Here is a 25,462-nt window from a genome sequence, read left to right as displayed (position 1 = left end):
CATTCCGAACACGGAAGTTAAGCCCACCAGCGTACCGTGAAGTACTGGAGTGAGCGATCCTCTGGGAACCACGGGTCGCCGCCTGCCCACTCATCCGGGAGAATACTCCCACCCAGCCCACGGACGTATGTCCGTGGGCTTTTTTGACGTATAGCGAGCGGCGAGGGCGTTGACGCGCGACCGCTAGGCTTAAACGCTCCACAGCGGTACGTTCGGACAGCGCCAAGGTGGCAGAGTCTGGTCAGACGCAGCGGCCTGCAGAGCCGCCCAACGCCGGTTCAAATCCGGCCCTTGGCTTCTTGATTCGGTCTCGGTACGTCGCGAGGTCGGTCCCGTGAACTGACCCGCTTAGTAACCGTTAAACACCGGGTGACCCATGCGTCAACTATGCAACGACGCGCTGTGGCCGTGTTTGTCGCGCTGTTCCTCGCCGTCGCGGGCGTGGCGGGCGCGCTGACCGCGACGGCCGATAGTCCAGAGATCACGCTCGAGAATCCGGAGGTCGACGCCTCGCAGGGTGACTCGGTCGAAGTCGGTGGTGAGTCGTACGTTGTGGCCGACATCTCCGAGACGGAAGAGGGCGGAGGCGGGCACGGTGGTGCGGCGACGACCGTCATCACCGGAACGCTCGAGCGGGAGTTCACCGCGGAGACCTCCGAGACGTGGGCGAACGGTTCGACGGTTACGGTCGGTGACCGCGAGTGGCGCGTCGAGGTCACGGGAGAGAACGCGACCCAGTTCACGCTCGTCGAGGTGCTCGACCGGCAGGCGATCCTCGGCGCCGACGACGCGGCCGAGAACGAGACGGTCACGCTCGACGACGGCGAGTACGTCGCCGTGACGGACGACTCCGGCGAACGGACGCTGGTGCCCGTCGACGAGTACTTCCCGGCGCCCGAGCAGCGCTCGTACGAGGTGGGCGAGACCCTCGAGTACGACGGACAGACGGTTACGGTCGACGGTGTGACCGCTGACGGTGCCGTACTCGTGTGGGAGACGACCGAGACGGAGACCGTGGAGTTCTCCCAGCACTCGGTGGTAACGATCGGCGGCACGGACTACGTTGCGCACTTCCCCGACGCCTCGACGCTTCGGATGTCGTCGGACATCGAGGCGTACGAGGCGCAGGTCTCCGAGATAGACCAGTTCAACCAGTACAACAGCGGCCTCTCGCGCGTGCTCGTCCTCTCGGTGCTGTCCTCCATCATGCTCGCTGGGCTGGCGTTCATCCCGTCGCGGTACTGACAGCCGGCCGAGTCGGGGCGTTCGTTTCGCTTCGATGCTGCGTTTCGACCGACAGCCACTACCGGACGGCACCGCTACGGCGGGCATGAGTTCGACAGGAGAGAAGGTGCGACAGTTGGCCCCCCACTGGGCGGTGATGTTCGTCGCCATGTTCGCTGCGCTGGCGGTCGCCGACCGGATCACCGGCGGGCTCGGTGTCGTCGCGTCGTTGGTGCTCGTGCTCGCTATCGCTTTCGCCTACCCGTTCGCCGTCCGGACGCTCGGCGTCGCACCGGCGGTCTGGAGGCGATGACGGCGTCGCTGTACACATGACGACACAGATCAAAGACCCCGTTCACGGGTACATCGAACTCGACGACGCGGTCGTCGATCGCGTGATCGACACGTCGGCGTTTCAGCGGCTGCGGTACGTCAAGCAGCTCTCGGCGACCCACCTCGTCTATCCGGCCGCCAACCACACGCGGTTCGAACACAGCCTCGGCGTCTACCACCTCGGCCGCCGCGTCTTCGAAAACCTCCGTGAGGAGCCGTATTTCACCCGGAACACGTCCTCGGACACGCTCGACGAGATTCAGTCGACGCTGGAGTGTGCGTGTCTGCTCCACGATGTCGGCCATCCGCCGTTCTCGCACGTCTGCGAGCGGCATCTCGACGCGACGGCACTCCGAGACCGGCTCGCGGAGCGGGGCTTCGTCGCGTCGCTTCGCGAGGCGGGGCTCGATGACACGCCACTTCTCGGGGCGAGTCCGCACGAACTCATGAGCTGTCTCCTGATACTCGACCGCTTCGGCGACGCGCTCCGATCCCTGTCGGTCGACCCAGAGGAGGTGTGCGCGTACGTCTTGGGGTACAGTCTGGTGTACGAGCGGGGCGGACCGTGGCAGCACGGCCTCGGAGCCCAGCTGCTTCACTCGCCGGTCGACGTCGACCGCCTCGACTACATCTCCCGAGACAACTGGATGACGGGCGCGAACGTGTTGAACTTCGACACCGATCGCATGGTCGACGCCTACACGGCGCACCCCGACGAGGGGCTCGCGCTCTCCGAGAAGGCGCTCTCGACGCTCGGGAACTACTTGGAGGGCCGGATCGCGCTGTACATGTGGGTGACCCAGCACCACAAGTCGGTGTACGCGAACGCGCTGCTCCGCGATCTCACCGAGCGAGCGGCCGAGCTGACCGGCGATCCGCCGGTGACGATAGACGGGATCCTCGACGGTGAGATCGACGACAACACCGTCGCGGAGCGACTGCGCCGGCTCGCGCGCGACCGCCCGGACACCACGTTCGCGACGCTGTACGACCGGTATCGGACGCGGCAGTTCCCAACGACCTGCTGGAAACATCGGATCGCCTACGCCGACCGGATCGAGGTCGACCGCGAGGCGTTCGGCGAGTGGCTCGTCTCGGGCGACGAGCGCCTCGAACGCGAACTCGCGGCGGAACTGGACGTTCCGCCTCACGACGTGTGGATCGAACGCTCGTACGTCCCCGAGTACGAGCCCTCCGAGCTGGCCGACATTCCGATCGCGTACGGCGGGACGACGCGGTCGGCCGGCGACTGGGGGCTGTACGGCGAGCGCGCCTTCGACACCCCGATCCCGTTCGTCTACGTGCCCGACGGGGACCGAAAACGCGCCACTCGGTGGCTCGTCGATCGGTTTCGCGCGGAGTACGGCGGCTGACGGCATCGGACGCAATTCTGACCGATAACACCGGTGTCAGCCGGTCACGGTCCCGTCCCTTTCGGGTTTATACGACTCGGTCGCCTTCCGATCGGTATGAGCGACGAGAGCGCGGCTCCGGTCACGTCGAAGCTCCCGGACGCACCGTTCCACACCAGCGGTACCGACCACGTCACGGTCTGGGGCAGCAACGAGGAGGACACGCTCGCGTTCTACCGCGACCTGCTCGGGATGCCGCTCGTGTTGCGACAGCCGAACCTCGACGACCCCTCGCAGACGCACCTCTTCTTCGACACCGGCGACGGGCGGATCCTCACGGTGTTCGTGAGCGACGAGCGGGCGTCCGCGCGCGGCCAGCGCGTCAACACGGGCGCCGTTCACCACCTGTGTTTCACCGTCGAGCCCGACGAGTACGAGGATATCATGGCGGCGCTCGAAGAGGCAGGGAAGGGGTACAACGTCTTCGACCGCGGCATCTTCCACTCGATTTACACCCAAGACAACAACGGGCTCGTCATCGAGCTGTCCGCCGACAAATACGAGATACCCGACGACCGCAAGGGCGAGGTGCTCGCGACCGCGCAGCGGCTCCGCGAGGAGGACGGCGCCGACTTCGCGCAGGACCGCCACATGGAGGGCGCGCTGGAGGAGCTCGGCCTGCCGGTAAACAAACACGACCTGCCCGACGCCGACGCCGGCGTGGGGGTCTGAGATGGCGGACGGCGCTCAGGGCCCGCACGCGGGCGACGACCCGCACGGCGACGAGCCGCTGGTCACGGCCGGAACGCCGCTCGACGACGCGGGCGCGGCGCTCGTACTCGTCCACGGTCGCGGCGCGACCGCCCGCAGCGTCGTCGACTTGGGCGAACGGCTCGCCGGCGACCGCGACGTGGCGATCCTCGCGCCGGCGGCCGCCGGGAACACCTGGTATCCGAACTCGTTCCTCGCGCCGGTCGCGGACAACGAGCCGGGGCGGACCTCGGGCCTTCGGGCGGTCGACGCGGCCGTCGACCGCGCGACAGACGCCGAGATCGATCGCGACCGCGTCCTCGTCGCCGGCTTCTCGCAGGGCGCCTGTCTCGCGAGCGAGTTCGTCGCCCGCGATCCCGGCCGCTACGGCGGACTCGCAGTGTTCAGCGGCGGGCTGATCGGCGAGGCGGTCGAGGTCGACGACTACCTCGCGACCGGCGACCGCGGGAGCGGAGCGGGCGACGACGCGACAGGCCCCCTCGCCAGCACCCCTGCGTTCGTCGGCTGTAGCGACGTCGACCCGCACATCCCCGAGGAGCGGGTCCACGAGACGACCGCGGTGTTGGAGGCGCTCGGGGCCGACGTGGACGAACGGATCTACGAGGGCATGGGCCACGGGATCAACGAGGAGGAGGTCGCGGCGGTGGCAGAACTGGTCGGCGACCTCGCCTGAGCGTCGGCCCGTCGGCGCCGGCCAAGGGGGCCGCCCGCCCTGATCACGCCAGCCAGTCGTCCGGCTTCGTGTCGTAGTCGACCTCGTCCGCGGTGATCCGTTCCCGGATCGACTCGTCGAGGTCGTGTTCCGTCACCTCGCCGCCGTCGTACTGGAAGCGCACGCCGACCTCGGTTCCCTCCGGCTCCTCGCCGCGTCGCTTGGCGCGCCGGACGGCCCCGTCGTCGTACTCGACGCGGATCGTCGCCAGGTTCACCGGGCGACCCCACAGCTCGAACACGCGCTTCAGCGTCGCTTTGGCGCGCTCCTCGTCGAGCGCGACGCCGTTGTACCGGTGGCCGATGAGTAGCTCCCCCCGGTTGCGGAAGTTCCCGTCCAACACGACGATCGTCGGCTTCCCGAAGTTGGTGAATCGGAGGAGCAGCTTCTTCCGAACGTCGTCGGCGTCGACGCTGGCGACGCGGTGTTCCTCGGCGGCTCGGCTGTACTCGTAGGTGAAGTAGTTCCCCTCGCGCACGAACTCGTCGGTGAGGAACGCGTCGATGAACGTCACGTCGTTGTGGCTCTCGCGGACCTCGAACATCCGCTCCCAGCCGGCCGCGCGGTCGACGTCGGCGATCGCCTCGGCGACCGTCGCGTACCGGTCCACGTCGAACAGGTACCGCGCCTGCTCTTCGAGCGTCTCCCGAGAGACGTTCCGGAGCGCGCCCCGGTGTTCCGGCCGCGAGAGGACGTAGTGGCGCTCCGCGAGCCCCTCGCGCGTGAGGAGCTTCCACGGGTACCGCTCCACGTCAATCTCCTCGCCGTCGGCCGACGCGCCGTCGCCGTCTTCGCGCCGAGCGGACAGCGCCCGGTCGACCGCCTCGGCGTCGACGCGCGGATCGCCGTCGGCGGCGAGGTCGGCGAGTTCGTCCAGCGTCGCCGGGCCGGCGCCCGCGACCGCCGGGTGGGGTTCGAGCAGGGTCGCGACCTCGTCGAGGTCGATCCGCGAGTGGAAGTTCTCCGGCGTCACCTCGTCGACCCGGAGCAGCTTGTCGATCACCTCTCGGCGCGCGGCGCGCAGCTCCACGTGCGTCCACAGCTCGAAGCCGAGCTTATACGGGTTGAGGCCGGGCGAGCCGAGCACCCGGGACATGTGGTCGGCGTACGTGAGGAACTCGTCCTCGCCGGCGAACCCCTCGCCGCCCATCATCAGCGACTCCCAGTACGTCGCCCACCCCTCGTTCATCACCTTCGTCTGCTTCTGCCCGGCGAAGTAGTACGCCTCCTCGCGGATCGCGTCGACGACGGTCGTCTCCCACGGCTCGCGGTCGACCGCCTTCCCGCTATCCGGGTCGTACCGCTTCCCGTGGTCGCGCAGGAACGCGAGCACGTCCGGGCGGGGCTCCTCCGGCTCGACGCCCTCCCCGCGCGCTTCGAGCCACTCGTCGTCGAACACGTCCCGGCGCACCTCCTCGGAGAGGTCGAGGTCGTCGATCCGGGCCTCTATCGCGTCGAGCGCGTCGTCGCCGTCGCCGCTCACGTCGTCCGCGATCCCCGGCTCCTCGACGGACCGCGCGGCGTCGACCGGGCTGTGCTGGTCGATCGTGTCCTCCAGCGCGCTCACGGCGTCGATCAGGCGTTCGACTTCGTCGCGGTCGACGTCGGCCCGCTTCGCGATCGCCGCGATCCGGTCGGCGTTGCGCTCCAACCGCGCCGCGGCGTTCGGGCCGCCCTCGCCGCGGTCGGCGTACAGCCCGAACCACTCGTTGTTCGCGAAGAAGTCCGCGTGCGCCTCGACGTGGGTGATCACCGCTTTCTGGTCGGCCGCCGCGTTCGACTCTTGGAGGAACGCGTGGGCCGGGTCGTCGTTGTTGACGATCTCGAACGCCTTCCCGAGCCCGTGGCGGTCCTTCTTGCGCTGCCGCTCGTAGTTCATCCCCCACCGCCAGTGCGGGTACCGGCGCTGGAAGCCGCCGTAGGCGATCAGCTCGTTCATCTGGTCGTGGTTGACCACCCAGTACCGCACCGGGTACGGCTCCAACCCGAGCCGCTCGGCCAGCTCGCGGGCCTCCTCGGCCGGCTCGTCGAGGGCGTCGGCCTCGCGCTTCGCCTCGATCCGGTCGTCTCTCATCTGCGTTCACCTCTGTCGGTCCGCCGCGCCGCGGTCGTTCCGGCGGGAGCGCTCCCGCCGCCGTCAGACTCCGTGCTGAGGATCTCGTAGATGGCGTCCGTGACGTCGTCCGGTTCCGAGACGCGCGCGACGGCCACGTCGTCGTCGTCGCCGAACGCGGACTCGACCTCGTCGGCGTGGCGGGCGTTCGCCGCGCCGTCGCCGGGCTGGGTCTCAACGTACGCGTGGAGGTTGGCGTCGATCGACTCCATCAGCGGGATCACGTTGTTCGTGGTGTCGCTACCGGCGTTCTCGGAGTCGCCCGCGGCGAACACGTACCGGTTCCACTCGCTGTACGGGTACTCCTCCAGCAGTTCCTCGACGAGCTCGTAGGCGCTCGAAATCCGGGTTCCGCCGCCCGACTGGATCCCGAAGAACTCCTCGCGGTCGACCTCCCACGCCTCCGCGTCGTGGACGACGTACCGGAACTCGGCGGCGTCGTACTTCCCGGTCAGGTACCAGTCCATCGGCGTGAACACGCGCTCGACGAGCTCGCGTTTCGTCTCGCGCATCGAGCCGGAGGCGTCGCGGACGTTGATCACCACGACGTTGCGCTCGCGCTTCTCTATCACCTCCGGGTGACGGAACCGCTCGTCCTCGCTGCGGAACGGAACGCTGTCGAGCCCCTCGCGCCGGATCCGGTGCGTGACGGGCTCGTGGTCCACCCCGTCGTCGAGCGCTTCGAAGCTCTCCCACCGGTCGAGCGCGGCGACCGGCTCGCCCGCCTCGTCCGCGACGGTCGCGGCGGCGTCGGCGATCCACGCCCGGGAGACGGGCGTCCCCTGGTCGCGCGCCCACGCGAAGACGTCGTCCACGCCGCCCCCGTCGACGAACAGGCCCTCCCGGACGTACGCCTCGTCGAAGTCGGTGGCGAGGTGGCGTTTTAACCCCCGCTTGAAGAACTCGTCGACGTCGAGGGTCCCCCGCGGGCCGGCGCGGGCGGTGTCGGTGAAGTCGCCCTCCACCTCCTCGATCACTTGCTTCCCCTTCGGTTCGAGGTCGAGCCCGAGCGCCTCGTCGAGCTCGCGGGCGAACTCCTCCGGGTCCATCTCGTAGTACTCGTGGTCGCCGCCCTCCTCGCCGGGGTCGCCCGCCTCGTCGCCGTCGCCGGGCTCGGGGTCGACCGGCTGGCCGGGCTGCGGCTGGCCGTCGCCGCCCTGTCCCACGCCGCCGGCGGAGCGCTGGTCGTACTCGAACGCGGGGAGGTCGACGAGCTTGATCGGGATCCGGATCCGGTCCGCGCCGGACCCGCCGAGGTCGCCGTGGCTGATGAACTCTGCGAGGTCCGCCCGGCGCGTCTCGCCGACCTCGCGGAACCGCTCGCGGTCCTCGGTCAGTCCCACGGGTCACCACCTCCGTCGGGACCGGCACCGTCGCTCGGACCCGCGTCGCCGGCCCGCTCACCGTCGATATCGGGCCACTCCTTGCGGACCTGCTCCATCACCGCCCGGCTCGTCAGTTCCGCGGACGCCGGCGTGTAGCCGCGGTCGCACAGGCGGTCGATCGTCTCCGCCTTCACCCGTTCCGTCTCGGTGTCGGCCGGCGGGTCGGCCCACGCCGCCGGATCGAGGTCGGGGAACCGCCGCTTCACGTCGGCGAGGTCGTTCGCGTCGATAACGGCCTTCAGCTCCGGCACCTCGGCGAGCTCCACGTCGTCGACGCTGAACGCGTCGCCGCGGTTCCGCCACGCGTACCGCGTGAGCCCCCGGATCACGCGCTCGCGCCGGAAGCTCTCGACGGCCCGGCCCGGGTCGGTCCCGCGGTAGTCGCTCTCGTCGAACCGCCCGAGCGTCTCCGTCTCGAACACCTTCATCGCGAGCGGGTCCGGCGCCTCGTCCGCGCGTCCGCGCTCCGTCGGGTCGTCGTCGTCCCACGCGTACACGTGTTCGACGTACTCGGCGACGGTCTCCGCCGAGACGGTCTCCGCGGCGAGAATCGCGTCGATCACGTCCTCCCGCTGCCGCTCGCGGATCTGCGTCGCGACCGGCTCGCGCCGCCCGTCGAACTCCGCCGCCTCGGCCCGCGAGAAGACGGGGGCGTCGACGAGCCCGTCGGCGAGCGCGTCGAGCACGTCCGTCGGCGTGATCACTCGCTCGACGGGAAGCTCCGGGTGGCTCCGGTCGGCGGTCGACGAGAGCAGGTCCGCGACCGCGTCGCGCGCGTACGTCACGGGGATCCCGTTTCGGCCGTCCCCCTCGGCGAGGTCCACGTCGGCAACGGTGACCGCGTCGTCCCCGCGGCGGACCTCGCCGGTCTCGTACAGCTCGGCGGTCTCGATCAGGTCGAGGTCGCCGGGCAGGTCGTCCGCGTCGAGCCGCGTGACGACCGCGTACAGCGCCGCCGCCCCGATTGCGTGGGGCGCGATCTCGCGCTCGGCGACCGTCCCGTCCGACTCCCGCACCGCGACCGACAGCGGCGCCGCTCCGGGGTCGCGGTCCCTGCCGTCACCGGCGTCCGGGGCGGCCGCGCCGCTCGCGCCGACGCTACCGTCCTCGACCGCCGTCGCCCCGGCGATCTCCCGCCGGAGCAGCCGCGCCTCCAAGCGGCGGTTCGTGAGGTACCGGAACTCGTGTTTCGAGAGCCGGCGCTTCAGCGCCTTCAGCGGGTCAGCGTCGCCGCGCTCGGCGTGCCGGTCCAACTCGGCGTCGAGGTCGGGGTTCGAGATGACGATCAGCTGGGTGTCTAAGTCCATCCCGATCCCCTTGTCGAGCTTCACGCGCCGCTCGTCGGGGACGTTGAGCAGCCGCCGGAGCAGGTCCGCGTGCTGGCTGGCGTCCTCGACGACGGTGGCGACCCCGTTCCCCTGCGAGAGGACGCCGTCGTAGCTGAACGCCTGCGGGTTCTTCCGGCCGCGCGAGTCGAGCTCGCGCAACATGCCGCCCATCCACGAGCCGACGAGCCGCTCTTTGGGGGTCCCGTCGTCCTCGGCGTGGAGGACGCCGACCCCCCGCCCGACGTCGACGACGTAGCTCGTCACGCGGAGGTGGTCGCGGTCGGTGATCGCCGAGAAGAGGTCGCGGCGCCCCTGCTCGCGGTAGGTCGACTCCAGGTGGTCGTACGCCTCGCGGCTGAACGGGTCGAGCCCCACGTCGGCGGCGATCGGATACGCGTCGTCGTCGGCCGCGTCGGCGACCGACTCGCGGACCGACTCGGGGAACACCGACAGCGGGTGCGTCTGGACCGGGCTGCGGTACCACTCCCCGGCGTCGCCGCCGTCGCCGTACGAGAGCGACGCGGCGCCCGCCCCGCCCCCGCTCCCGACGCCCGCGCCGGTGACGTTCCACTCGACGGTGTACCGGCGCCCGGCGTCCGTCTTCGAGAACGCGCGGAGCCCGTTTATCAGGCACCGCTTGAACTCCGACTTCCCCGTCGCGGTCGGGCCGTCGATCCAGACGATCGTCTCGTCGTTCCCGCGCCCCGTCGCGGCCGCGCGGAGGTCGTCGACGAACGCGTTGAGCGCGCGGGTGTTGCCCAACACGGCGTGTTCGCCGTCGTTCGCCGGGTCGTCGAAGAACCGGTACCGGTCGAGCGTCTCGCCCCGCTCGCGGACCTCACGAGTGCCGTACGACTCGACGGCCGCGAGGACGTACCCCGCCCCGGAGGCGGCCGCGGTCGGGTTCTCCAACACGCGGTCGACGTAGGACTCGAGGCTCATCGGCGGGTCGTACGCCCCCCGAAGGGCGTCGTCGGCCGCGGCGACGAACCCCTCGCCGTCCGTTCGAGTGCGTTCGCTCATCTCAGTCCCCGCCGTCCGCTATCTCCGAGCGCGCGACCGCCGCGCCCGCGTACTCTAACACCTCTGCGGCGCCGTCCTCCGAATACCCGCGGTCGACCAAGGCCGAAACCCAGGCGCTCCGGTCCTCGTCGTCGAGGTCGGTCGCGGACACCAGCGCCGAGAAGTTGATGTTGTGCTTCTTGTCCTCCCACAGCTTCCGTTCGAGGGCGCGCCGGAGGCGGTCGTTCTCCTGCGGGTCGAAGCCGCGCCCCTCGCGGGCGCGCCGCGAGATCCAGTTCGACACCTCCTGTCTGAAGTCGTCCTTGCGGTCCGAGGGCACGTCGAGCTGTTCCTCGACCGCGCGCAGGAACGTCTCGTCCGGCTCGGTCTCCCGGCCGGTCAGCTCGTCGTCGACGGTGTCGTCGTCGATGTACGCCATCACGTGGTCCATGTACTTCTCGCCCTGCCGCCGGAGCTCGTCCACGTCGTACGCCAGCGCGTGGCGCACGTCCTCGATCGCGCGCTCGCGGTACTCCTCGCGGACGGTCTCCAAGAGCCGCTCGTAGCGGCCGAGGTCGTCGGCCGCGATCGAGCCGTGCCCGCCGAGGTTCGCCTCGAAGTGATCGAAGACGGACAACGGGGAGAGGTGGCTGCGGTCGCGGTGGGTCGCGTCCATGATCGCCTCGGCGATCTCGTCGCCGACGAACCGCGCGGAGATCCCGTCCATCCCCTCGCCGACGTCGGCGGACTCGGCGGCGTCCTCCCGGAGCTTCCGCCGGTCGATCTCCTCGTCTTCGAGCTCGCCGTTGTACGCCTTCGCCTTCTCCAACAGGCTCACCGTCTCGTCGGTCGGCTCCTCCAACCGGGTGAGCACGCCGAAGAGGCCGGCCATCTCCAGCGCGTGCGGCTCGACGTGGACGTTGGGCACGTCGGCGTTTGCGAGCATCTTCCGGTAGATCTCCGCCTCGCTCTCGTACTCCAACACGTACGGGTAGTCGATCCGCTTGGTGCGGTCGTTGAACGCCTCCATCTTCTCGTCGCCGGTCTTCTCGCGGTACTCCGGCATGTTCGTCCGGCCGACGATCACTTGGTCGATGTCGATCCGCGGGTTGTTCTTCGGCTTGATCGTCGACTCCTGCGAGGCGTGGAGGAAGTCGTAGAGGAACTCCCGCTGGAGCTTGAGCAGTTCCTCGCCGGAGAACAGGCCGCGGTTCGCGTTACAGAACGCGCCGGCGTAGTCGAACGCCCGCGGGTCGGACTCGCCGTAGACGGCGAGCTTGGCGTAGTTGACGTCGCCGGTGAGCTCCGTCTCGTCCTGGTTCTTCTTGTCCTTCGGCTCGAACGTCTCGATACACTCCCGGCGGTTCTCGTCTGCGACGAGCCGGACGACCTCGACGTGCTCGTCGAGGACGCGCTGGAGGTCGTCGTCGTAGTGCGCGAGCAGTTCGTTCAGGTAGAACTCCGAGGCCGGGTCCGGGTGTTGGTCGTTCCGAAGCGTGTAGGGCGCGTCGAGCCGCTCGTTCAGGTCGTCGATCACCGCCTGCCGCTGCGGCTTCGGGAGGAGGACGAGGGGGTCCTGACTCATCGGGGAGCGGACCGTGTCGTCGTCCGGGTCCTGGTCGTCGATCACCGAACAGAGATCGACCCACCGGAAGGTGTACATCCGCCCCGCGTCCTCCCGGGTGTACGCCTCGAAGTAGCGGCGCACGAGCCAGTCGAAGTGCGACTTCCCAGAGCCGACCGGCCCCAACAGGAGCTTGATCCGCTTTTCGGGACCCAGTCCGCGGGCCCCGGACTTCACCTTGTTGACGAACTCGTGGATCGCCTCGTGGACCTCGCGGCCGTAGAAGACGTTCTCGCCGTCGTGGAGCGGGTCCTCGGCGGCGAGCGCGTACTCGGCGACGCCGCGCTCCTCGTCGTAGTGCGTCCCGTAGTGGTCGAACATGTCCGCGACGCGCTGGTGCGCGTTCCGCGCGATCCGGGGGTCGTCGTACAGCGCGTCGAGGTACCAGTCGAACGAGCGCGCCGCTCTGAGGTCGTCGGGAACCTCCGTCCGGTACTCCTCGCTGAGCCGTTCAAGCGTTTGTCGGTCTGCCATCGTATCACGTTCGCTCGGGGGGCGCGGCGGGGTCGCCGACGGCCGACGCGACGGCCGGAGCAGCCGCTCTTCGTGCGCATATCAACAGCTCGTCGAGCCGCGAGCGGCGCGTCGTCGGGGCGCGCGTCGGTGTCGGTGGTCGCCTCGCCCGTATCCGAGGCTATATATGTGAGAGGGATTGCCACGGATAAGTATGTCGCCCGTTGACACGCATCACTCAGCGACCGGCGCCTGCGCCCTCACCGGATCCGACCGGTTCGCCGACGGTCCCTCGACCGGTTTTATCAGCGACCCGTGGGATCTACGGCGGCGGCGAGCGTCGGCTCTCTCGAATCCCTCGCGCGCGCCCGGTTGGGCCCCGTTCGAGACGCGCGCTGTCCGCGCGCCCGTCGCTGAGAACCGGAACCATCGACCCCGGCACCCACCCTTTTGCGGGGCGCCGTCCCAGTACGCCTGTGACGTTCAGCATCTGCGTTCGCGAGCGGTACACCGACGAGGACGGCGACGACCAGACCCGGTTCGGCGTGGCGGTGACCACCCGCCTGCCGGGCGTCGGCACGCTGTGTCCCTTCGCCTCGGCCGACGGCGCGGTGGCGACCCAGTCGCTCGTCAACATCGAACTGGGACGGAAGGGGATCGAGTACCTCGGCGACGGGCTCGCGGTCGACGACGCGCTGGAGGCGCTGTTGAACGCCGACGAGGGGAGCGCTCAGCGCCAGCTCCACGGCGTCGATGCCGACGGGACGTTCGCGTTCTCCGGCGACGAGTGTAACGGCTGGTACGGCCACCGGGAGGGAGAGAACTACACCGTCGCGGGCAACCTCCTGACGGGCGAGGACGTGGTCGAGGACACCGCGGCCGCCTACGAGTCCGACGCCCACGGCGACGCGCCCCTCGCCGAGCGGCTGATCGACGCCCTCGCCGCGGGCCACGCCGCGGGGGGCGACAAGCGCGAGGACCTCGAAGTCCAGTCCGCCGCGCTGCTCGTGTGTAACACGGAGGAGGAGACCGACGACCCGTACTACAACGACCTCCGGGTCGACGCGAGCGAGACGCCGGTGGCGGACCTCCGCGAGACGTACGAGACGGCCAAGCGCGGCTACGAGACCGTCTTGGAGAAGTACGCGGACGAGGAGACCGACGACGAGAGAGAAGCCGACGAGGCAACGGACGACGGTAGGGAGGCCGACGAGGCAACGGACGACGAGACGGAAACAGACGACGAGTAGAGGGCCCGCTACATCGACAGCCGCGCGAGGATCGGCAGGTGGTCGGAGGGGTACCGCCCGCGGTCGTCGCGGTCCGCGAGGGTCGCGAACGCCTCGATCGAAAGCTCCGGCGAGACGAGCGCGTGGTCGATCCGGCGGCCGTCGATGAGGCGGGCGAAGTCGGTGAGGCTCGTCTCCGGGCCGTGCCGGAGGTCGGCGGCAACGGCGGCGTCGCGAAGCGCGGGCGCGTCGTCGGTCGCCCCTCCGTCGACCGCTCCTCCGTCGACGGTCCCCCCGGTTCCGGCGTCGTCGCCGATGAGAATCCGGTGCGGCTCCGACCCGGGCGTACAGTTGAGGTCGCCGACGAGAACGACCGGGGCCGTCCCGTCGGCGTCGGCTTCGTCGCCCGTCGCGATCGCCGGGAGCCGCTCGCGCAGCAGGCGGGCGGACTCGCGCCGCGCCCGCGCGCTCACGTGGTCGAAGTGCGTGTTGACGACGCGGAGCGCGGCGTCGCCGTCGACGGCGCGCACTCGGGCCCACGTCGCGATCCGCGGGTGGGACGCGTCCCACCCGACCGACGGCGAGTCCGGGGTCTCGGAGAGCCAGAACGTCCCGCTCCGAGTGACTTCCCAGCGGTCGCCCCGGACGCCGATCGGGCACCCTTCGCCCTCGCCGTCGGTCGCGCGACCCCGGCCGACGAACTCGTACTCCGGGAGTCGCTCGCGGAGGTCGCGGCGCTGTCCGGGGAGCGGCTCCTGAAACGCGGCGATGTCGGGCCGGTGAAAGCGGACCAGGCGCGCGACGGCGTCTCGGCGGTCGTGCCAGGCGTCGTGGTGGTCGCCCCGGTTGGCGTAGCGGACGTTGTAGCTCAGCACCCGGATCGCGGTCATTACGTCGGGGGTCGCGGGCGAGGCGATTAAAATGCGCGGAGCGCGGGACGTGTCGCGGAACGAATCGAGGCCGCCGCTCCCCGACCGCTCACACCGAGAACTCGTACAGGTCGTCGCCGACGTGGTGGATCGACTCGACGACTTTGCCGCTGTCGCCGACCATCGCGTCGCCGTCGACCATCGCGCGGCCCACCGCCAGCACCTTCCCGTGGGTCTCCTCGGCGATGACGACGAGGTCGCCCGCGCGGATCGCCTCGTCGGCCTCGACGATCCCCGGGCGCATCACGTCGGCGCCGTCGGAGACGAAGGAGATCGCCCCTGCGTCGACCGTCACGACGCCCGTCTCCGGGTCGAAGTCGTTCGCCCCCCGGACCGTGAGGAAGGGCTCGTCGTCGTCGACGTAGAAGACGGCGGGGTCGCCGTCGACTAAGACGAGCTCGTAGCCGGCGTCGACGAACTCCACGAACTCGAACGCCTCGCCGTCGATGTCGACCCCGAGGTGGTCGGCCACCGCCTCGCGGATCGCCGTGATCTCGTCGCTCCGGAGGTGGTGCCGAGATTTCACTTCCATGGGCGTTCCGTCGACCGCTCGGCCGATAAATGGACCGCTCCCCGCCTCGTCCGGGGGTCGCTCCGCGGCGGGCGCTCCGCGGCGACGGTCTCGACTCGTTGGACCGATCAAAACGGCCTTAAACCACCTCTCCATATCCATTCGTATGCTCAACCCACTGGCGATCGTGCTCGTGGCGATCGTGAATCCCCCCGCGATCGTCCTCGCGGCGGTCGCGACGCTTCTCGTCGTCCTCGTCACCTCGGTGCGGGGGACGGGGTGGGAACCCACGACCGACGTCTCGGACGAAGTGCTCGAACACCGCGCGTCGTCGGTCCCCGAGACCGAGTTCCCGGAACCGGGTAACCGCGCGGTCGGCGGCGGCGGTGGCGGCGGCGCCATCCCGGCGGGCGGCGCCGAGGGCGGGGAGGGCGAGCTCGAAGAGGGCGGCACCGTCAGCTCCGGCCCCGGTGACATCCCCGAAGACGAGGTGGAGTACTACGAGGTCGAGTTCGTCAAGCAGGGCGAGACGGTCGAGCTCTCCAACGACGAGCCCATCCTCGAACAGGGCGAAGACGAGGGGTGGGACCTCCCGTACGCCTGCCGACAGGGCCAGTGCGTCTCCTGTGCCGGGCAGATCGCGGACGGCCCCTCCGAGGACTTCGTCGAGCACGACAACCAGCAGATGCTCGAAGAGGCCGAGATCGACGACGGCTACACGCTCACCTGCGTCGCGTACCCGCGCGACTCCTTCAGCATCGAGACCGGCGAGGCGCCGTAGGCCCGTTTCCTGGTCTCGACTCTCCCACCCGTTCTCGATTCCGCGCTCGTTCCCAGTCCTTCTCGCTCGCGACACCCTTTTTCGCGTCTCGGTCCAACGAGCCGTATGTCCGTCACCACGGCCCTCGTCGGGGGCGGCGGAGGCGTCGTCGTCGCGCTGATCGCCGCGGCCGTCTACCGCGACGCCGCGCGCGTCGGCGTCGACCTCGGCTCGCCGGCGGCGTGGGCCGCGCTCGTCGTGCTCACCGGCGGTGCGAGCCTCGTCACGCTACTCGCGGTTCCCGACGCGCCCCTACCCGGAGTCCTCGTGTTGACCGCGCTCGGGCCGCTGCTGTACGTGCTCGAACGCGACGACTCGCTGAACGGCGACGACCCGGCCGACCCCACGCGGCTCCCCAGCCAGTCCGGCGACGCGGCCGACTCGGGCGACGACGGGGAGCGATAGCGCGCTCGGCTGCCGCCGTTCCGTCTCATCGACGATGACACAGTTCCTTTCGACGCGCTCGGCTGCTCCTAAACCGCAACTTTCCATACCGTCGGCGATGTATTGGGGGTAATGAGCGACGAGAGCGACGAGAGCCTCGCGGACCGGGTCGAGCGGTGGATGGTCGGACAGATGCCGATCATCCAGATGCACGGCGGCACGAGCGTCGTGCGCGAGGCGAACCCCGAGACCGGCGAGGTCGTCGTCGAGCTCGGCGGCACCTGCTCCGGCTGCGGTATCTCGAACATCACCGCCGACAACATCCGCCGCGACCTCATCATGGACTTCGACGAGGTCGACAACGTGACGGTGCGGACCGCCTCCTCCGGCGATCAGGGCGCCTCGACGGTCGAGGGCGGTCGCGGCGGCGAGCTCCGCCACGAGACCGACTCCGCGAACCACTTCTGAACGCGGCGGGCCGTCCCGCCGCGAGGCCTCTCGATTCCGCCGCCTCTCTTATAGCGACGTGAACGGCACCGACGCGAGCGAATCGGGGCCGTAGTCGAGCGCGTCGGCCTGCGAGACGCCGTCCGGCGTCACGAGGTCGACGACCCGCGGCGCGTTCCCGGCCGCGCCCTCGCGCGCGCCGCCGAAGACGAAGGTCCCGGCCTCTTCGGCGACCGCGCGCAAGCTGCCGCGGTCCTCCGAGCCGACGACCGGCGCCACCTCCCAGCCAGAGATGTCGCCGCCGACCGCGGACTTCGGCACCGAGATGACGGCCGTGTTCGACTCGAAGCTCACGACCACCTCCGGCGTGCCAAGGTCTCCGCCGTCGGCGTCGGTGATCCCTCTCGCGAAGCCGCTGGCGTCGATCCGGTACTGCCACGGCGCGCCGAACTCGGCGGTGAGCCCGAGATCGTCCAGCGCGCTCGTGCGGCCGCCGTTCGCGTCGGGATCGCGCAAGTAGACGAGGAAGTAGTGCGGCGAGAAGTCGCCGCCGAACGCGTCGTAGAGGTTCTCAACCTCGAATGCGAACCGGTACTCTTTCTCGGTCTCTAAGACGCGGAATGAGCGCAGATCGAACGCGCCGTCTCGGAACGCACCGTCCGTCGGGTAGACGTACTCGCCGGGTCCGTCGTCGTCGCGTTTCGGGTCGGTCAGCTCGGCGACGACGTCGCCGGGAGCGACGGTAACCGTCTCCGCGGCGAGCTCCTCGTCGGTCTCCGGGTCGCGAACGGCGACGTCGTAGGTGCCGATCGCCGTGATCCGGTAGCCGAGTTCGACCGTCTCGTCCGTCGCGTTCGGCGGGAGCCGGACGTTGGCGAGCGTCTCGACCTCGCCGTCGACGACGATCTCGACGTTCGTGCCGCCCACGAACCCGGCGTCGTTCGACCCCGTCCCCGCGATGAACGTCTCGTCGAGGTCGGCCTCCTCCGCGATCTCGATCGAGATGTCCTGTTCCGGCGGCTCGTACTCCGGGAGTCGACCGATCTCGCGGCCCCGCGCCGGACGGAACCTGACAGCAGTTCCGCCGCTCGGCGCGAGCGACGCGAGCAGCGTCGTGCTCGGGGTGACGATCGCCTCGTCGATCCGGACCCCGGTCGGGTCGGCGTCGACGCCTCCTCCGATCGCGTCCGAGTAGATCTCCGCGACGTACTTCGGGCCGTCGCGGCCGCCGCCGTTCCGGTTATTCTTCCCCTTCTCTTTCCCCTTTCCGCCACCGTTGCCGTGCCCCGGCGCGTCCCCGGACTTACCGGGTGCGAGGAAGTCGAGCGGCACGTTGACCGCGCGGCCCGCCCCGTCGGTCATGACGCCGACGTACCACTCGTCGCCGTGCCGGCGGGCGATCGCGAGGTAGTCGCCGATCGCGGCGCCGACGACGCGCGTCTCGTCCCAGCCGGCGGCCGGGACGGACTCGACGAAGGAGAACTCCGGCTTCGCGTCGAAGTTCTCGTTCTCCGGAACGTACCCCTCGTACTCGGCCGGGATCGGGGAGGGCTCGCCCGACTCGGTGACGGCGACCGCGTTGAGGTTAAATCCCCCCACGTCGCCGGTGAACCCGTCTCCGCCGTCCTCGTAGTCGAGCTCGACCGCGATCTCGGTGTCGCCCGCGTCGAGTTCCACCCCGGTCGTGAACACCCGCCAGTCGTCCCAGTAGGCGGTGAAGTCGGGTTCGATCGTCCGGCTCGCGTCGCCGACGCGGAGCGTCGCTCGCGGCCCGCCGGCGTCGATCACGCGTTGCGCGTTCTCCTCCGGCGCGCTCGCGTACCGGAGGTGGAGGTCGTATGTCCCCGGCTCCTCGACGCCGCGCACGACGTACGTCACCGACGAGCCGCTCGGTGCGCGGTTAGGGTCGACGGCGACGTGGTTCGTGCCGAACGCGTCCCGCCACGTGTCGTCGGTCACCAGTCCGTCGCGCTCGCCGGCCGCGGCTTGGAGCCCCTCGCCCACCTCGAACGTCTCGTCGACGTACCCCTCGATCCGGTCGGCGGCCATCTGGAGGCCGCTGAGGTACGTCGGGTACATCGCGAGCTGCTTGGCGCGGGTCGTCTGGACCTGGTCGCCGCGGTCGTCGCCGAAGGTCACGTCGAAGATACCCGGCTGGAAGCTCACCGGGCCGGCGAGGTTCCGCGTGAACGGGAGCGTGACGTGGTGGTCGCGGCCGACGTTCGATCCGAGCTGGCCGAACCCGTCGTACTCCTGGGCCTTCACCACCTCGCGGTTCGCCACGTTCGGGTAGGTCCGGATCTCGCCGGTCGGCTTGATCCCCTCGTGGATCTCCAGCAGCTGACGGTTCGCGGCCGCCTCACGGATCGCGAGCCGGTGGTGGTTCACCGCGAGCTGGTTGTGCTGGTTGTGGGTCGGCTCGGCGCCGTCGCCGTCGATGCCGAGCCCCGGGTCCGAGACGTACCCGTTCTTGATCGAGTTGATCCCCTCGGCCTCGTACCCCGCGAACACGTCCTCGTCGAGGATCGCGGCCTCGTACTGCGGGATGTTACCGGCCGTCTCGTTGTGGATCGTCATCTCGACGGGGTCCGGCAGCGACGCGCCGAAGTCGGTCACCTCGGGCACGTCGAAGTCCGGATAGGAGTCGTCGACGCCGAAGCCGAAGCCGGTGCCGTCCCCGGGATAGGTGTCCCACCCCTCGTTCCACCCCTCGACGAGCACGCTGTCGATCCCGTTCTCGCTCGCGAAGCGCATGTACCGCTTCATGCGCTCGGTCCGCGCACCGTGGACGTACGCGGCGGGATTTCGGTCGTTCCCGGCGATCTCGTCGTCCGACTTGTACTCCCAGTTCGCCTGCCCCGCGATCATCGTCCACCAGATGCCGACGTACTTGCGGGGCTCGATCCAGTCGGCGTCCGGCTCGCCGCCCGCGGTCGGCAGCGCCGACTCGTCGAGCGGGTCGGCGAGCAGCGGGACGAGCTCCGACTCGATCAGCTCGCCCGGCCGGTCGACGACCTGTATCGTCCGCCACGGCGTCGCCGCCGGGAGGTCGAGCGAGGCCCTCGACCCGTCGGGCAGCGGCGTGAGCTCGGTCGCGAAGGCCGTCCCCCCGTCGTCGCTGCGGGGCGCGAGCGTCGCCGCCGCGTAGTCGTCGAGGTTCGCCTCGTGGACGCTGAGGTACGCGTCGCCCGCGTCCACCGTCAGCGGCGTGTGCGCGCCGGTCCGGGTCGGCGTGTCCGTCGGCCGCGTCTCGCGGCTCCCGGCCGGTATCTCCGACAGCGGCGTCTCCGCGTACTCCTGCTCGAACCGCGGGTTGGTTACCTCGTTGCGGATCCACCAGGCGTCGTAGTCGGCCGCGAAGTCGACGCCGGTGTTCTCCGAGTCGATCACCGCCTTCTCCGAGTGGCTCGCGAACCCCTCTCCGAGGACGACCCGGAGGCCGACCCCGTCGTCGAACGCGCGCACTTGGAGGGTCGCGGTCCGCGCGTCCGCCGCGGGGGCGCCCGACCCGTCCGCGTCCCCGGCGGCGTCGGCGAGCCCGACGCTCAGGGCGCGGTACTCCGCGGACACCTCCTCGTACGCGCCCCACACCGGCTCCCACTCCTCGGTCGCCGACTCGCGCTCGGTGCCCGTGACCGTCACCGGGCCCGACTCCCCGTCGGCGCTCGCGCCGAACGACGGCTGATTCCGGAAGTCGAACCCGACCGTCGACGGTCCGACGTACGTTTCGCCGCCGCGAGCGACCTCGTAGGTCGGGGCTCCGCCGGTGACGTCGACCGTGACCGCGATCGATCCGTCGGGCGACTCGACCGTCTGGACCGGGTCGTCCGCCTCGTTGTCGACTCGCGCGGCGTCGTCGGCCGACACGTCTCGCGAGTAGGCCGCGGCGGCGACCAGCGCCCCCACGCTCCCGAGGAACCCCCGCCGCGTCGCGCCGTCAAACGTTTGCTGTGATCGTTTCTCACGCATTCCGTCCGCAGCGTGTATGCGATGAATAATAATGCTATTGTAACGAATCGAAGTGATTGGATTTCGAAACGACCGAGTCGACGCGCCTCGGCGCCCGGACCGCCGCCCGCCGATCCACCTCTACAGCGCGTTCTCCAGCGCCGACGCGACGCTCCGCACCTTTTCGGCCAGCGCCTCGGGGGTGTGGCCGGCCGCGACCGACTCGGTCAGCTCCTCGTCGTCGACGCGCTCGACCGTCCCGTCGGGGTGTTTCATCACGTCGACGTGGAGGTCCACGTAGCGGGCCGCGTCGGGGAACACCTCGACGGGCGTACAGACGTTGACGTACGTCCCGCGGACCGTCCCGTCGCGGCCGCGGTACGTCGTCGGGTACCACCAGCGCCCCTCCTTCAGGCTCGTCTCGGCGACGTCGCCGGCCTCGCGGTCGACGCCGAGCCCGTCGTAGGTCCCCCCGCCGGTCATCTCGCGCTCGACGGTGACGGTCCCGTCGGCGTCGACTCCCGTCACCGTCCCCTCGCCGAGGGTGATCAGCCGGCCGTCGGGCTTCCCGTGGTCGATCCGGAGCGCGTCGCCCTCGCGCGGGCCGAACGCGTCGGCCACGACCGCGAACGGGAACTCGGCGTCGGGAGCGGGGTCGCAGAGCGCCTCCGCGAGGTCGACGCCGGCCGAGGCGTCCGCCGACCCCGCCTTCACGCGGTGGTGGCCGGGCATCGTCGCGGTCGCGGTCCGCCGCGCGTCGTCGAGTCCCGACCGGCTCTCGCGGCCGAACCAGACCCAGACGCCGGCGTTCGGCGCGGCGAGCGGGGCGTCGCGGAGCCGGCTCCGGTCGCTGACGACGCCGAGCCCGTCTCCGGTCCCGTCGTCGACTCCACTCTCGTCGTCCGCTCCGGTCGCCGCGCGTAGCCCCTCGGCGGCCTCGACGGCCGCGTCGAGGCCCGCGGTCAGCGCCTCCGTGTCGGCGTCGACGGCGGCGGGCTGCCACACCGCCCGCCAGCCCGTCGGCGGTTCGAGGTCGAGCAGGTCGAGCATCCCGGACAGCTCTCGGGCGGCCTCGTCGTCCCGGGCGTCGACCCGCGTCCCGGACCCCGGTTCGAGCGCGACGAGGTCGCCGCCGACCCGCAACTCCCCGGCGAGTTCGGGGCGACGGTCCGTCCACGGCGCGGCCGACTCGCGCACCTGGACCCGGACCGCGTCCCCCGTCTCGACCCGGGCGTCGACGGCCCCGTACGGGAGGTACCCCTCGACGGCCGCGGCGGGCGTGCCCGTCACGTCGCCGCCCTCGCCGCCGACTCGCCCGCCGCCGACTCGGAGGTCGACGACCGCGCCGCCGCCGAGCGTCTCCGTCACCTCGCCGTCGAGGACGGTCCCCGGCGGCGTCGGGTCGGGCCACGCGAGCGCGTCGCGGCCCGCGTCGGTCAGGAGATCTCGGACCGCGCCGAGCGCGCCGGCGTCGCCGTGCGCGCCGACCCCCTGCCGGTCCGCGCTCGTCCCGATCCGGACGGTCGGCGGCTCGGTCCCGAACTCGGCGTCGAACCGCCGGCGGATCGGCGGCGAGGCGTCCACCACCTCGTGGCCGGCGTCGAGCAGGCGCGCGGTGAGCGCCGTCGCGTAGATGCCGCGGACGCGGGCTCGCGCCATCGTCACAGCTCCGCGCGCTCGCGCGCGAACCGCACGCGGTCGTTCACCGTGTCGCCGAGCGAGAGTTCGACGACGACCGGGGCGCCGTCGTCGGCCTCGCGGAGGACCCGCCCGCCCTCGACCGGGACGCCCCACCCGTCGAGCGAGAGGTACCCGCGGAGGTCGCTCCCGTGGGTGAACAGGTCCACGTCGGCGCTCGCGTGCTCCTGTCTCGACGCCGCGCTGTGCGCCATCTCCATGTCCGAGTAGTACGGGTCGTCGCCGTCGAAGAACTCCCGGAGGCGGTCGGCGTCGCGGGCGACGAGTTCGGCGACTCGGTCCGAGGCGTCGGCGACGGCGTCGGCGTCCAGCCCGGCCTCCTTCAGGGCGCGCTGGACCCGCGGATCGAAGTGCATACCCGACCTTCGTCCGCCGCGGTTTCAATCCTGTCGGCCGCGGAGCGAGCGCGGTCGGTGACGCATCCCGCCCACCGCCCTCAGCGCGCCCGTCCGGTTCCGCCAATCCGTTAAGTCACCGGGGGGCGAAACGGGGGCCATGCCAAGCGACGAGGACCCGATCGCGTCTCGGGCCGACGACGACCGCGACCTCTACGACGTCGCGACGTGGGAGGAGCGCACCTCTCTCGACGGGCTGTCGGTCGCGCTGTACTGGCTCCTCACGCGCTCCGCGAAGGCCGGGGTCGTCCTCGTCGCGTTCGTCGGACTCTTGGCGATCCTCGGCTCGTTCGGACTCGGGCTCCTCTTCGACCCGGCCATCGCGGTCCTCCTCGGGCTCTCCGTGATCCCCGCTCTGGGGCTGGCCGCGTACGTGTACGTCTCGGACGTGACGACCGGCGAGCCGCTGTCGCTCCTCGTGGCGACGTTCCTCCTCTCTATCCTCACCGCGACGTTCGCGGCGATCCTGAACAGCGTGCTCCAGCCGTACTTCCGGCCGCTCGGCTTCCTCGGAATCGTCGTGTTCTTCTTCGTCGTCGTCGGCCCGATAGAGGAGTCGGTGAAGCTGCTCGCGGTGCGGCTGTACGCGTACACCGACGCCCGCTTCGACGCCGTCATCGACGGCGCCGTCTACGGCGCCATCGCGGGGCTCGGCTTCGTCGTCATCGAGAACTTCGTGTACATCGCCCAGAACGTCGACATGGCGGAGCTGACGGTCGGCATCGCGGCGCTGGGCGCCGGCGACGGCATCGCCGCGCTCCGGGCGCTCGCGGGACCGGGACACGTCGTCTACTCGGCGTTCGCGGGCTACTACCTCGGGCTCGCGAAGTTCAATCCCGGGAAGCGCGGCCCGATCATCGTCAAGGGGCTCGTCCTCGCGGCGGCGATCCACGCGCTGTACAACACGCTCGTCGGTCCGGTGACCGGCGTCGCCGCGGGACTCTTCGGCCTCCCGCAGGTCCTCGCGCTGTTCGGCTTCGTCATCGTCTTCCAGGGCGCGTTCGGGTACGTCCTCCTCCGGAAGATCTGGCGGTACCGCGACGCGTACCTCGACACGCGCGACGCGGTCGGCGCCGACGTGGAACCGGAGCTCGACGAGTTCGAGCAGTAGCCCGCGGGCCGTCGTCGCCGCGCTCGGTCAGGGCGCGTTCTCGACGCGCGCCCGGTCGCCGGTCCCGCCCGTCAGCGCGCTCGCGAGGGCGCCTTTCACCACGACGTCGTCGCCGAGGTCGGTGAGTCGAACCTCCGGGACGTTGATGAACACCATCTCCGGGAGCTTCTCGCGGATCGGGTCGAGGACGCGGTCGGGGTTGTTGAGCGCGACCGCGCCGCCGACGCTCACGACGAGCGGCGCGTACGCGTGGATGATGTTGGCGATCCCCATGGCGTTCCAGTGGGCGACCTGGTCGATCACGTGGTCGGCGAAGGTGTCCTCGCCCGCCGCCTCGAACACGTCGACCGCGGAGAAGTCGGGGTCCTCGATCGGGAGGATCGTCTCGATGGGGTCCTCCTCGTGGAGCTCCCGGGCGTACTTCGGGATGTTGTTGCCCGAGCAGTACCCCTCCCAGTGGCCGTCGAGCCCGCAGCCGCAGGTCATGAACCCGTGCGGGTCGACGGTCATGTGGCCGACCTCGCCGGCGTTGCCGTCCCACCCCGAGAGGACGTTCCCGTCGACGGCGACGCCCGCGCCGATCCCCGAGGAGATGGTGAGATACACCATGTCGTCGGGGTTGCGCTCGGAGTGGAACCGCTCGCCGATGACGCCCGCGATGGTGTCGTTGTGGAGGTACACCTCGTCGGTGTCGAGCAACCGACCGACCGGCCCGACGAGCGGGATGCGCTCGACCGTGTCCGGGAGGTTCGCGGGCCCCTGGACGACCCCCTCCGCCAGATCGAGCGGACCGATGGAGCCGATCCCGGCCGCGACCGCCTCGCTCGGCGCGATTCCCGCGTCCGTACAGGCCCCGCGGACCACCTCCAACACGGCCTCGGTGACGGCGATGCCGTTCGGTCCCCGCGGCGTACCCCGCGACGCGGAGCCGAGGACCGCCGCGCTCTCGTCGCCGACGGCCGCCCGGACGTTCGTCGCCCCGAGGTCGACGCCCACGTAGTACATCGGGTGTAAGCGCGGACCCGTCTCACTTAAGCGGGACGCTTCGCGCGGTCGACCGTGAATAACAAACGGGGTCCGTACCGCGAAACCGCGTTACGACGCCGGCTCGCGGACGAAGGTGACCGGGCACGGCGCCGAGAGCATGACCTCCTGCGCGACGCTGCCGAAGACGGCCTTCCCGGTCGGCGAGCGGTGCCGTCCGCCGACCACGACGCGGTCGGCTTCGAGGCCCTCGGCCGTCTCGACGACCTCGTCCGCGAGGTCTCCCACCGCGCCCCGGACGGAGTGTCGCACGCCGGCCTCGGAGAGCGCCTCCGAGAGCTTCCGGGTGGTGGTGTGTCGCTCCGCGATGGCGTCGGGCGTCGAGCTTTCGCTCTCCGGCTCAAACCCGAGCTTCGCGCTGGTCTCGTCGAACTCCTCCCTGTCGAACACGTGGGTCAACACGACCTCGGCGTCCGCCGGCTCGGCGACGGAGATGATCTCCTCGGCGAGCCGCTCGACGCGTTTCCCGTCCTCCGATCCGACCGCCAGCACGACCGTCTCAATGCTCATACACACCGTTTCGTCCCCGTACGTCTTAAAAGTGCCGGAGTTTTAACTCAAATCTGAATAAATATTCACAAGATCGATCCTGACAGTCTCACCGCCGAGTGGAGCCGATTCTCGTCGGGCGATGACGCTTCCCGTGAGG

At 70.4% G+C, this 25,462-nt stretch carries 21 protein-coding genes, 1 tRNA gene and 1 rRNA gene; 12 read left to right on the top strand and 11 right to left on the bottom strand.

Annotation, left to right across the window (positions count from 1 at the left end):
- From rrf to EXE47_RS02995, 7 genes are all read left to right on the top strand, one after another.
- A 5S ribosomal RNA gene (gene rrf, locus EXE47_RS03025) occupies nt 1-87 on the top strand; the annotation flags it as partial.
- 134 nt (nt 88-221) lie between these two features.
- Nucleotides 222-297, top strand: a tRNA-Cys gene (locus tag EXE47_RS03020).
- Between the two features lie 105 nt (nt 298-402).
- Nucleotides 403-1,245: a hypothetical protein gene (locus EXE47_RS03015; protein WP_089308722.1), complete on the top strand. Its 843-nt coding sequence runs from the start codon at nt 403-405 to the stop codon at nt 1,243-1,245.
- A gap of 85 nt (nt 1,246-1,330) precedes the next feature.
- On the top strand, nt 1,331-1,537 hold the full coding sequence (locus EXE47_RS03010; protein ID WP_049932879.1) for a hypothetical protein: 207 nt from the start codon (nt 1,331-1,333) through the stop codon (nt 1,535-1,537).
- 16 nt (nt 1,538-1,553) lie between these two features.
- Nucleotides 1,554-2,930, top strand: a complete 1,377-nt coding sequence (locus EXE47_RS03005) for an HD domain-containing protein (RefSeq protein ID WP_089308717.1) — start codon at nt 1,554-1,556, stop codon at nt 2,928-2,930.
- 96 nt (nt 2,931-3,026) lie between these two features.
- Complete coding sequence (locus EXE47_RS03000; RefSeq protein WP_049932877.1) at nt 3,027-3,641, top strand: VOC family protein; 615 nt, start codon at nt 3,027-3,029, stop codon at nt 3,639-3,641.
- A gap of 1 nt (nt 3,642) precedes the next feature.
- Nucleotides 3,643-4,353: an alpha/beta hydrolase gene (locus EXE47_RS02995; RefSeq protein WP_089308716.1), complete on the top strand. Its 711-nt coding sequence runs from the start codon at nt 3,643-3,645 to the stop codon at nt 4,351-4,353.
- 43 nt (nt 4,354-4,396) lie between these two features.
- On the opposite strand, the gene EXE47_RS02990 is transcribed toward EXE47_RS02995, so the two are convergent.
- The 4 genes from EXE47_RS02990 to EXE47_RS02975 are packed head-to-tail and all read right to left on the bottom strand — an operon-like array spanning nt 4,397 to nt 12,318.
- Nucleotides 4,397-6,466, bottom strand: a complete 2,070-nt coding sequence (locus EXE47_RS02990) for a SpoVR family protein (RefSeq protein ID WP_137707987.1) — start codon at nt 6,464-6,466, stop codon at nt 4,397-4,399.
- A complete protein-coding gene (locus EXE47_RS02985; RefSeq protein ID WP_089308714.1) occupies nt 6,463-7,848 on the bottom strand; it encodes a DUF444 family protein in 1,386 nt (461 codons plus the stop codon). The genes EXE47_RS02990 and EXE47_RS02985 overlap by 4 nt, the downstream gene beginning before the upstream one ends.
- Nucleotides 7,839-10,241 carry a kinase anchor protein gene (locus tag EXE47_RS02980; RefSeq protein ID WP_089308713.1) on the bottom strand — a complete coding sequence of 801 codons (2,403 nt, stop codon included), beginning with the start codon at nt 10,239-10,241 and terminating at the stop codon, nt 7,839-7,841. Before EXE47_RS02980 ends, EXE47_RS02985 begins: the two co-directional genes overlap by 10 nt.
- A gap of 1 nt (nt 10,242) precedes the next feature.
- Nucleotides 10,243-12,318 (bottom strand): PrkA family serine protein kinase, encoded by a 2,076-nt coding sequence (locus tag EXE47_RS02975; protein WP_049932872.1) that lies wholly within the window; start codon nt 12,316-12,318, stop codon nt 10,243-10,245.
- Between the two features lie 455 nt (nt 12,319-12,773).
- On the opposite strand from EXE47_RS02975, the gene EXE47_RS02970 reads away from it, so the two are divergent.
- A complete protein-coding gene (locus tag EXE47_RS02970) occupies nt 12,774-13,547 on the top strand; it encodes a DUF1028 domain-containing protein (RefSeq protein WP_089308712.1) in 774 nt (257 codons plus the stop codon).
- A gap of 8 nt (nt 13,548-13,555) precedes the next feature.
- On the opposite strand, the gene EXE47_RS02965 is transcribed toward EXE47_RS02970, so the two are convergent.
- Both EXE47_RS02965 and EXE47_RS02960 read right to left on the bottom strand, forming a co-directional pair.
- Nucleotides 13,556-14,416: an endonuclease/exonuclease/phosphatase family protein gene (locus tag EXE47_RS02965; protein ID WP_089308711.1), complete on the bottom strand. Its 861-nt coding sequence runs from the start codon at nt 14,414-14,416 to the stop codon at nt 13,556-13,558.
- Between the two features lie 88 nt (nt 14,417-14,504).
- Nucleotides 14,505-14,987 (bottom strand): RNA-binding protein, encoded by a 483-nt coding sequence (locus EXE47_RS02960; protein ID WP_049932869.1) that lies wholly within the window; start codon nt 14,985-14,987, stop codon nt 14,505-14,507.
- A gap of 145 nt (nt 14,988-15,132) precedes the next feature.
- Between EXE47_RS02960 and EXE47_RS02955 the strand changes: the two genes are divergently transcribed.
- From EXE47_RS02955 to EXE47_RS02945, 3 genes are all read left to right on the top strand, one after another.
- On the top strand, nt 15,133-15,747 hold the full coding sequence (locus EXE47_RS02955) for a 2Fe-2S iron-sulfur cluster-binding protein (protein WP_049932868.1): 615 nt from the start codon (nt 15,133-15,135) through the stop codon (nt 15,745-15,747).
- A gap of 105 nt (nt 15,748-15,852) precedes the next feature.
- Nucleotides 15,853-16,191 (top strand): hypothetical protein, encoded by a 339-nt coding sequence (locus EXE47_RS02950; protein ID WP_049932867.1) that lies wholly within the window; start codon nt 15,853-15,855, stop codon nt 16,189-16,191.
- A gap of 111 nt (nt 16,192-16,302) precedes the next feature.
- A complete protein-coding gene (locus EXE47_RS02945) occupies nt 16,303-16,638 on the top strand; it encodes a NifU family protein (RefSeq protein WP_049932866.1) in 336 nt (111 codons plus the stop codon).
- 48 nt (nt 16,639-16,686) lie between these two features.
- Here the strand turns inward: EXE47_RS02945 and EXE47_RS02940 are convergent, their stop codons facing one another.
- The 3 genes from EXE47_RS02940 to EXE47_RS02930 all read right to left on the bottom strand — a co-directional run bounded on the left by EXE47_RS02940 (nt 16,687) and on the right by EXE47_RS02930 (nt 22,619).
- Entirely contained in the window at nt 16,687-20,523 is a 3,837-nt protein-coding gene (locus tag EXE47_RS02940) for a glycoside hydrolase family 97 catalytic domain-containing protein (protein ID WP_089308721.1), read from the bottom strand.
- A 183-nt stretch (nt 20,524-20,706) separates the two neighbouring features.
- Nucleotides 20,707-22,224, bottom strand: a complete 1,518-nt coding sequence (locus tag EXE47_RS02935; RefSeq protein WP_089308710.1) for a DUF402 domain-containing protein — start codon at nt 22,222-22,224, stop codon at nt 20,707-20,709.
- 2 nt (nt 22,225-22,226) lie between these two features.
- On the bottom strand, nt 22,227-22,619 hold the full coding sequence (locus tag EXE47_RS02930) for a hypothetical protein (protein ID WP_089308709.1): 393 nt from the start codon (nt 22,617-22,619) through the stop codon (nt 22,227-22,229).
- A gap of 139 nt (nt 22,620-22,758) precedes the next feature.
- Here EXE47_RS02930 and EXE47_RS02925 point away from each other — a divergent pair, with 139 nt between their 5' ends.
- Nucleotides 22,759-23,769 carry a PrsW family intramembrane metalloprotease gene (locus EXE47_RS02925; protein WP_089308708.1) on the top strand — a complete coding sequence of 337 codons (1,011 nt, stop codon included), beginning with the start codon at nt 22,759-22,761 and terminating at the stop codon, nt 23,767-23,769.
- 27 nt (nt 23,770-23,796) lie between these two features.
- On the opposite strand, the gene EXE47_RS02920 is transcribed toward EXE47_RS02925, so the two are convergent.
- Together EXE47_RS02920 and EXE47_RS02915 are read right to left on the bottom strand one after the other, a co-directional pair.
- Nucleotides 23,797-24,774 (bottom strand): ROK family protein, encoded by a 978-nt coding sequence (locus EXE47_RS02920; protein ID WP_049932862.1) that lies wholly within the window; start codon nt 24,772-24,774, stop codon nt 23,797-23,799.
- A gap of 90 nt (nt 24,775-24,864) precedes the next feature.
- The gene (locus tag EXE47_RS02915; RefSeq protein WP_049932861.1) at nt 24,865-25,323 is read right to left on the bottom strand and encodes a universal stress protein; all 459 of its coding nucleotides are present in this window, start codon (nt 25,321-25,323) and stop codon (nt 24,865-24,867) included.
- Nucleotides 25,324-25,462 lie beyond the last annotated feature (139 nt).

The sequence above is a fragment of the Halorubrum sp. GN12_10-3_MGM genome (genome assembly GCF_005435235.1).
In the GTDB taxonomy this organism is placed as follows: domain Archaea; phylum Halobacteriota; class Halobacteria; order Halobacteriales; family Haloferacaceae; genus Halorubrum; species Halorubrum ezzemoulense.
The sequence above is the reverse complement of the archived record's forward strand: the minus strand, read 5'-3'. Positions and strand labels throughout refer to the sequence as shown.

Bases quoted from the DNA above. Each gene is read 5' to 3' on its own strand.
- EXE47_RS03010 (WP_049932879.1), top strand. From the start codon at position 1,331: ATGAGTTCGACAGGAGAGAAGGTGCGACAGTTGGCCCCCCACTGGGCG.
- EXE47_RS03005 (WP_089308717.1), top strand. From the start codon at position 1,554: ATGACGACACAGATCAAAGACCCCGTTCACGGGTACATCGAACTCGAC.
- EXE47_RS03000 (WP_049932877.1), top strand. From the start codon at position 3,027: ATGAGCGACGAGAGCGCGGCTCCGGTCACGTCGAAGCTCCCGGACGCA.
- EXE47_RS02995 (WP_089308716.1), top strand. From the start codon at position 3,643: ATGGCGGACGGCGCTCAGGGCCCGCACGCGGGCGACGACCCGCACGGC.
- EXE47_RS02990 (WP_137707987.1), bottom strand. From the start codon at position 6,466: ATGAGAGACGACCGGATCGAGGCGAAGCGCGAGGCCGACGCCCTCGAC.
- EXE47_RS02980 (WP_089308713.1), bottom strand. From the start codon at position 10,241: ATGAGCGAACGCACTCGAACGGACGGCGAGGGGTTCGTCGCCGCGGCC.
- EXE47_RS02975 (WP_049932872.1), bottom strand. From the start codon at position 12,318: ATGGCAGACCGACAAACGCTTGAACGGCTCAGCGAGGAGTACCGGACG.
- EXE47_RS02965 (WP_089308711.1), bottom strand. From the start codon at position 14,416: ATGACCGCGATCCGGGTGCTGAGCTACAACGTCCGCTACGCCAACCGG.
- EXE47_RS02960 (WP_049932869.1), bottom strand. From the start codon at position 14,987: ATGGAAGTGAAATCTCGGCACCACCTCCGGAGCGACGAGATCACGGCG.
- EXE47_RS02955 (WP_049932868.1), top strand. From the start codon at position 15,133: ATGCTCAACCCACTGGCGATCGTGCTCGTGGCGATCGTGAATCCCCCC.
- EXE47_RS02950 (WP_049932867.1), top strand. From the start codon at position 15,853: ATGTCCGTCACCACGGCCCTCGTCGGGGGCGGCGGAGGCGTCGTCGTC.
- EXE47_RS02945 (WP_049932866.1), top strand. From the start codon at position 16,303: ATGAGCGACGAGAGCGACGAGAGCCTCGCGGACCGGGTCGAGCGGTGG.
- EXE47_RS02935 (WP_089308710.1), bottom strand. From the start codon at position 22,224: ATGGCGCGAGCCCGCGTCCGCGGCATCTACGCGACGGCGCTCACCGCG.
- EXE47_RS02930 (WP_089308709.1), bottom strand. From the start codon at position 22,619: ATGCACTTCGATCCGCGGGTCCAGCGCGCCCTGAAGGAGGCCGGGCTG.
- EXE47_RS02925 (WP_089308708.1), top strand. From the start codon at position 22,759: ATGCCAAGCGACGAGGACCCGATCGCGTCTCGGGCCGACGACGACCGC.
- EXE47_RS02920 (WP_049932862.1), bottom strand. From the start codon at position 24,774: ATGTACTACGTGGGCGTCGACCTCGGGGCGACGAACGTCCGGGCGGCC.
- EXE47_RS02915 (WP_049932861.1), bottom strand. From the start codon at position 25,323: ATGAGCATTGAGACGGTCGTGCTGGCGGTCGGATCGGAGGACGGGAAA.